This window comes from Pseudomonas sp. 22515, assembly GCF_052044625.1.
Lineage (GTDB): Bacteria > Pseudomonadota > Gammaproteobacteria > Pseudomonadales > Pseudomonadaceae > Aquipseudomonas > Aquipseudomonas alloputida.
In genome coordinates this window covers 129,030-136,089 of the sequence record NZ_JBQENN010000018.1, presented here as the reverse complement: position 1 = coordinate 136,089, position 7,060 = coordinate 129,030, and the positions used below count along the sequence as shown (strand labels likewise).

Here is a 7,060-nt window from a genome sequence, read left to right as displayed (position 1 = left end):
AACCCCGCGAAAGGGCCGGCTCAGGCAACCGAAAATCAGAGCTTCAATTCCCCCGGTGTCGCGCCAAACAGCTGCTTGAACGCCGCAATGTAGGCCGACGTGGAGTCATACCCACACCCCAGCGCCGCCTCAGTCACATTCTCCCCCGCCTCCAACAACGCCAGCGAAGACAACAGCCGCATGCGCTGGCGCCAATTACGAAAGCTCAAGCCGGTCTCCCGTTGAAACAGCCGCATCAGTGTCTTCTCCGAACACCCCAGCTCCCGCGCCCATTGCTGCAAGGTCTGCGGCTGGTCTGGTGCAGCGATCAAGCCATTGCACAGCGCCAGCAAACCAGGGTGGCGGGGCAACGGCAGCGAAAAACCGACTTCCGGCAAGGTGCGCAACTGATCGAGCAGCACTGCCACCAGACGCGATTCGGCGCTGTCGTCCTCTGGGTAATCTGCCGGGAACAGGCAGAACTGCTTGATCAGCTCGCGCGCCAGCGGCGTGACTTCCAGCACTCGGCATTGTTCCGGCGCCCATGGGCAGGCATCACGGCGCACATACAGGCTGCGCATCTCGGCTTGCATCGAGGTGACCACTTCATGCTCGGCATCGGCAGGGATCCACACCCCCCACTGCGGTGGGGCGAAGTAACTGCCGTCGCGTGTGTACACGCCGAGTACACCGCTGATGGCGTAGGAGAACTGCACCCAGTCGTGCTGGTGGCGGGTAGTCCACGAACCGGCGCCAAGGCTTTCGGCACGGGCGTAGAGCGGTCTGGGCAGGTGTTCCAGCGCGGGGATAGCGCGGGGGTGTCCGATGATCGGCATGGTATTTTCTTGTAGTTCTGACCAGACAAGCCTAACAGCTGGATCATGATCGAGGCACTCACCGCCTCTGCAGTTACCCTGGAGGTGCTTCAGCGCTCGACGATAACGGTCACCCCCTGCCCGCCTGCCGCACAGATCGAAATCAGCCCGCGCCCCTTACCCGCCGTCGCCAGCAGCTTGGCCAGGTGGGCCAATATCCGCCCACCGGTTGCCGCAAACGGGTGCCCGGCCGCCAGCGAACTGCCCTTGACATTGAGTTTGCTGCGGTCGATCGCGCCCAGCGGCGCCTCCAGGCCCAACTGCTCACGGCAGTAATCGGCATCTTCCCAGGCCTTGAGCGTGCACAGCACCTGGGCAGCAAAGGCTTCGTGGATTTCGTAGTAGTCAAAGTCCTGCAGCGTCAGGCCATTGCGTGCCAGCAAGCGTGGCACGGCATACACCGGCGCCATCAACAACCCTTCGCGCCCCGTGACAAAATCCACCGCAGCAGTTTCGCCATCGACCAGATAGGCAAGCACCTGCAACCCCTGCTGCTGCGCCCACGCTTCGCTACCCAACAGCACCAGCGAAGCACCATCGGTCAACGGCGTGGAATTACCCGCCGTCAACGTGCCCTGCCCGCTGCGGTCAAAGGCTGGTTTGAGCCTGGCCAACTGCTCAAGGCTCAGGTCGGGGCGCAGGTTGTTGTCCCGCGCCAGCGAAAGAAACGGCGTCAACAGGTCGTCCTGCCAACCCTCGGCATAGGCAGCGGCCAGCTTCTGGTGGCTAAGCAGCGCCAATTCGTCCTGCTCGGCGCGGCCAACGCGCCAGGTGTGGGCCATGCGCTCGCAATGCTCGCCCATCGACAACCCCGTACGCGGCTCGCTATTGCGTGGCAGCTCGGGTTTCAGGTGATGAGGCCGCAGCTTGAGGAAGGGCTTTAACCGTTCGCCAAGGCTTTTGCCACGGTTGGCCTGCAGCAATATATGGCGCAAGCCTTCGTTGACGGCGATCGGCGCATCGGAGGTGCTATCGACACCGCCTGCAATACCGCAGTCGATCTGCCCCAGGGCAATCTTGTTAGCCACCAGCAGCGCAGCCTCCAGCCCGGTACCGCAGGCCTGCTGGATGTCATAGGCCGGGGTCTGCGGTGACAGGCGCGAACCCAACACGCACTCGCGGGTCAGGTTCATGTCGCGCGAGTGCTTGAGCACGGCACCGGCCACCACCTCGCCCAACCGCAGCCCGTGCAGGCGATAGCGTTCGATCAAGCCTTCAAGCGCGGCCGTGAGCATCGCCTGGTTGCTGGCCGTGGCGTAGGCGCCATTGGAGCGGGCGAAAGGGATCCGGTTGCCGCCCAGGATCGCGACCCGGCGAGTTGAACGCATGCGCGTGTTCCTCCTGAAACAATTTGTTCGGTACAGCCTAGGTGTTTTTACCGCATTCGAACGACCCTGCCGCAAAGTTGGTCCACACTTTCAAGCTTGCCTTTCGGGAGACCCCTCATGAGCGATCGCTACCTCGGTTTTGCCAACTCCAATCTCGGCCGCCGCCTCGTGGATGCCCTTGGCCTGCCACGCCCGGCGCCACTGGAGCGCTGGCAGGCTGGCCGCCTGCGGCCGGTGGAAGGTGCCCTGGTACTGGGTGGCGGGCCACTGGCGAAGCAGGTCGAAGCCATCGCCCCGCGCCTCACTGACGAGGTATACAGCTTCAATGCCGACAACCTGCAGGCTGAAGCCTGGGTGGCCGGACTGGGGCCGAAAATCAAGGCCGTGGTATTCGATGCCAGTCACTTGTCCGACAGCGATGCACTGAAGCAGTTGCGTGAATTTTTCCAGCCGCTGCTACGCAGTCTGGCCCCATGCGCCCATGTCCTGATGCTGGGCCGTGCACCGGAAGGCCTCGACGACCCACTGGCCAGCGTTGCACAGCGTGCCCTTGAGGGCTTCAGCCGCTCACTGGCCAAGGAACTGCGCAACGGCGCCACTGCCCAGCTGTTGTATGTCACCCCCGGTGCCGAAGATCAGCTGGAAGGCGCCCTGCGCTTCTTCCTCTCGCCGAAGAGTGCCTTCATCTCTGGCCAGGTACTGCGCCTGCAAGCCTGCACCAGCCAGGTGGAGGACTGGACCCGCCCACTCGGCGGCCGCCGTGCGCTGGTCACGGGGGCTGCGCGCGGTATCGGCGCCGCCATTGCGGAAACCTTGGGACGGGACGGCGCCGATGTACTGCTGCTGGATGTACCGCAGGCCAGTCAGGACCTCGACGCCCTCGCTGCACGCCTCGGCGGCAAGGCACTGCCACTGGATATATGCGCTAGCGATGCGGCAACGCAACTGCTCGCGGCCCTGCCCGACGGCATCGATATCGTGGTGCACAACGCCGGTATCACCCGCGACAAGACACTGGCCAACATGACGCCGGAATACTGGGACGCCGTGCTGGCCGTGAACCTCAAGGCACCGCAAGTGCTCACCCAGGCGTTGTATGACAACGGCGCGCTGGGGGAAAACGCGCGCATCACCCTGCTGGCCTCGGTCAGCGGCATTGCCGGCAACCGCGGGCAGGCCAACTATGCCGCGAGCAAGGCCGGGCTGATCGGCCTGGCCCAGGCCTGGGCGCCACGGCTCGCCGAGCGCGGTGGCAGCATCAACGCCATCGCCCCCGGTTTCATCGAAACCCACATGACTGCAGCCATGCCCATGGGCCTGCGCGAGGCGGGCCGGCGCTTGAGTTCGCTGGGCCAGGGTGGGCGCCCGCAGGATGTCGCCGAAGCCATTGCGTGGCTCAGCCAGCCAGGCTCCGGGTCGGTCAACGGCCAGGTGCTGCGGGTGTGCGGCCAGGCACTGATGGGGGCTTGAACATGAGCCGACAATGGCACGACCTGCACAACCCGGCCGCCCGCGCCAGCCTGTACCTGCGCGCAGCCAGCAAACGCTCCATCAGCGGCGACCGGCTGCCGGACGATGGCCTGCGCTGTTTCATTCGGGTTCAGCCGGGCAACCTGGGGGCGTATCGAAGGCTTTGCCACTTTCCCGATGATGGCCGCCTGCCGGGGACTTATCCACATGTGATGGCGTTTGCCCTGCAATTGCAGTTGATGACTGCCGATGATTTCCCCTTCCCGCTGCTTGGCCTGGTACACCTGCACAACCGCATCGAAGTGCTGCGCCCCCTGGGTGCTGTCGAAGGGCTGCGTTTTGCGGTGTACGCGCACAACCTGCAGCGCCATGCCAAAGGTGGCACCTTCGACCTGGTCACCGAGGCTGAAGATGGCATCGGCCTGCTCTGGCGCGAGACCAGCCGCATGTTGGTGCGTGGCTTGGCCCTGGAAGGCGAGGCAAGTGAGCCCGCCGACACGGCGCCTGATTCATTGCCCGAGGCCACCCGCTGGTATGCCGACAGTGATATCGGCCGGCGTTATGCCAAGGTGTGCGGGGATTACAACCCTATCCACCTCAGTGCTGTCAGTGCGCGGTTGTTCGGCTTTCCAACGGCCATTGCCCATGGCATGTGGACCAAGGCCATGGCCTTGGCCGCGCTGCGCGGGCACTTGCCGCACAGTGGCTTTGCCTTTGAGGTGGACTTCCGCAAGCCGGTCAGGTTGCCTTCAGAGGTGGTGCTCAGTGCCAGTGAAGCGGGCCCTTCGGGCCAACTGCGCCTGGACGGGCACGGGGACGTGCTGCATATGGTCGGCCGTTGGGAGTGCCTTTAGGGCCGGGCCTTTCCTGGCGGTATACGCTTGCTTTGCATCGGGCCTGGGCAGAAGCTATGCAGCAATAGGAGACCCCCGATGAACCTGCAAGAACTCACCCAACGCCTGCATCAGATCCGCGACACCAACGACTGGCGCGGCTTCCACAGCCCGAAGAACCTGGCCATGGCCGCCAGCGTCGAAATGGCCGAACTGGTAGAAATCTTCCAGTGGCTGAGCGAGGACGAATCGCGCCAGCTGCCTGCCGACAAACTGGCCCACGCCGGCCAGGAAATCGGTGACGTGGTGCTCTACCTGTTGCTGCTGTGCAGCGAACTGGGTCTGGACATGGACCAAGTGGTGCGTGCCAAGCTGGCCGACAGCGAGAGGCGCTTCGCCCGATGAACGACCGTCATTTCGATGAGCTGGCCACCCGCTTTGCCGAAAAGATCTATGGCGGCGCCAAGGGTGCGATCCGCCTGGCCGTGCTGCAGGCCGACCTGGCCGAAGCGCTACCCGACCGCCCGCTACGCATCCTCGACATCGGCGCCGGGTTGGGCCACATGGCCTTGTGGCTGGCCGAGCGCGGCCACCAGCTGACCCTGGCCGAACCTGCGGCGCCCATGCTCGACGGCGCCAGGGCGCGCTTTGCCGAGGCCGGCCAGACCGCGACCTTCATCCAGGCGCCCTGGCAAGACCTGCTCGGCCAGCTGACCGAGCGCTACGACCTGGTGCTCTGCCACGCCGTGCTCGAATGGCTGGCCGAACCCGAGAGCATCCTGCCGGTGCTGCACCAGCTCACGGCCCCCGGCGGTTGGTTATCGCTGGCCTTCTACAATCGCGACGCACTGGTCTATCGCAACCTGCTCAAGGGCCATTTCCGCAAGTTGCGCAGCAACCGGCTGGAGGGTGAAAAGCAGAGCCTGACCCCACAGAAACCGCTTGATCCACGCGAACTCAAGGCGCAACTTGAGCCTATGTGGCAGGTTGAAAGCGAAAGCGGCGTGCGGGTGTTTCACGACTATATGCCCAAGGAATTCCAGGGCAAGGCCGAGCTGCTCGACCTGTTGGAAATGGAACTGGCCCACCGTCGCCACCCCACCTTCGCCGGGCTTGGCCGCTACCTGCACTGGGTTTGCCGCCCCCGCTAATCCGCCGCGCCAGGAGGAACACATGCCGTACCGTCTGTTGTGCCTGGCCCTGCTGCCCATTGCCCTGGCTGGCTGCCAGGGCAGCAACCCTTATGTGGCCAGCAGCCGCCCGTTACCACCAGCCTCTGCCCAGGCGGCCACCACCTTCGACGCCAGTGCATACCCTGCGCCCGCTCGTGATTATGGGCACTACCGCAGCTGGAGCTGGCGCAACGGCCAGTTGCCCAGCGGCGCTGTCGATGCCGACCCGGCGCAACTGGCCGATGCCGTCAGCGGTGCGCTCGACCAGCATGGCCTGCGCCCCGCTCGCACAGGCCCTGGCGACTTGCTGGTGAGCGCCGATATGCGCCTGGAAAAACGCTTGCGCCAAGTGCGTGACTACGACACATACGACCCCTACTACGGGCCGTATCCCTATGGGGGGGTCGGCTATGGCGGCTACCGCCACGGTTATGGAGGCTATGCCAGCGTACCCATCGTGCGTACCTACGAGGTCGAAGTCCTGGTGGTGCGCATCGACCTGTACGACGCCCGCAGCGGCCAGCCGGTCTGGAGCGCCAGCGCCGAAAGCAGCAGCAATAAGGACTCGCCCCGCGAACGCGAAAGTGCCTTGCGCGATTCTGTGCACAAGGCACTCAGCGGCTATCCTCCCAGTTAATAGCTAACGGAGAACCATCATGTTGCGCCGTCTCGTTCTACTGTCATTCGCGTTAGTGCTCGCTGCCTGCTCGAGCAATAACGTCCAGCAGGATTTCGATGCCAGCCGCGATTTTGCCGCCTACCGTAGCTGGGCATGGCAGGAGCCGGGCCTGCAATACCGCCCGGATGACCCGCGGATCAAGAGCGACCTCACCGAGCAGCGCATTCGCCAGGCGGTGGCAGACCAACTCGACCAGCGCGGCCTGCGTCCGGTACAAGGCGGAGCGCGGCCCGACCTGGCAGTACGCACATACCTGATCGTGGAGCAGCGCCAACAACAGATCACCACCAACTACGGCGGTGGCTGGGGTGGCTACTGGGGCGGCTACTGGGGTGGCCCGATGTACAACGAAACCCGCAGTGTCGACTACAAGGTCGCCACCATCCAGGTCGACATGTTCGATGGGCGTGACGGCAAGCTGGTATGGCGCGGCAGTGCCGAGCAGATCATGAACAACTACCCGCCAAGCCCGGAAGAACGTAACAGCGCAATCCGCAACACCGTGGCCAAGGTGCTGGGCAACTACCCACCGGGCAGCAAAAAATAGCGTTGGACCGCGGCTTTGCATGCACCGTGGCCCTGCGGGAGCGGGTTTACCCGCGAAGCAATTGACCCGGTGCATGGCACCGGCTTTGCGGATGTTCGCGGGTGAACGCACGCCTACATAGATGGCGATTCCGAGTACGACTGCGTCACCGACCTGGCCTGTGTCAACTACGACAAA

Annotated in this window: 8 protein-coding genes; 6 read left to right on the top strand and 2 right to left on the bottom strand. The window is 64.3% G+C overall.

Translation table 11 applies throughout. From position 1 onward, the window contains the following. Positions 1-35: 35 nt before the first annotated feature. Positions 36-815: an AraC family transcriptional regulator gene (locus ACTJJN_RS18005; protein WP_003255291.1), complete on the bottom strand. Its 780-nt coding sequence runs from the start codon at positions 813-815 to the stop codon at positions 36-38. 89 nt (positions 816-904) lie between these two features. Next, a complete protein-coding gene (locus tag ACTJJN_RS18000; RefSeq protein WP_143495052.1) occupies positions 905-2,182 on the bottom strand; it encodes an acetyl-CoA C-acetyltransferase in 1,278 nt (425 codons plus the stop codon). A gap of 117 nt (positions 2,183-2,299) precedes the next feature. Here ACTJJN_RS18000 and ACTJJN_RS17995 point away from each other — a divergent pair, with 117 nt between their 5' ends. The 6 genes from ACTJJN_RS17995 (at position 2,300) to ACTJJN_RS17970 (ending at position 6,883) form a co-directional block, all read left to right on the top strand. Continuing rightward, the gene (locus ACTJJN_RS17995; RefSeq protein ID WP_440781479.1) at positions 2,300-3,652 is read left to right on the top strand and encodes a 3-oxoacyl-ACP reductase; all 1,353 of its coding nucleotides are present in this window, start codon (positions 2,300-2,302) and stop codon (positions 3,650-3,652) included. Positions 3,653-3,654: 2 nt separating this feature from the next. Further along, positions 3,655-4,506, top strand: coding sequence for a MaoC family dehydratase (locus tag ACTJJN_RS17990; protein ID WP_012051097.1), 852 nt, complete (start codon positions 3,655-3,657; stop codon positions 4,504-4,506). Positions 4,507-4,584: 78 nt separating this feature from the next. Further along, entirely contained in the window at positions 4,585-4,890 is a 306-nt protein-coding gene (locus ACTJJN_RS17985) for a MazG-like family protein (RefSeq protein ID WP_003255298.1), read from the top strand. Then, on the top strand, positions 4,887-5,636 hold the full coding sequence (locus ACTJJN_RS17980) for a methyltransferase domain-containing protein (RefSeq protein WP_012051096.1): 750 nt from the start codon (positions 4,887-4,889) through the stop codon (positions 5,634-5,636). The genes ACTJJN_RS17985 and ACTJJN_RS17980 overlap by 4 nt, the downstream gene beginning before the upstream one ends. A 22-nt stretch (positions 5,637-5,658) precedes the next feature. Beyond that, positions 5,659-6,294 (top strand): DUF4136 domain-containing protein, encoded by a 636-nt coding sequence (locus ACTJJN_RS17975; RefSeq protein ID WP_440781478.1) that lies wholly within the window; start codon positions 5,659-5,661, stop codon positions 6,292-6,294. 19 nt (positions 6,295-6,313) lie between these two features. Next, a complete protein-coding gene (locus tag ACTJJN_RS17970; RefSeq protein ID WP_012051095.1) occupies positions 6,314-6,883 on the top strand; it encodes a DUF4136 domain-containing protein in 570 nt (189 codons plus the stop codon). The last annotated feature ends 177 nt before the right edge of the window (positions 6,884-7,060 follow it).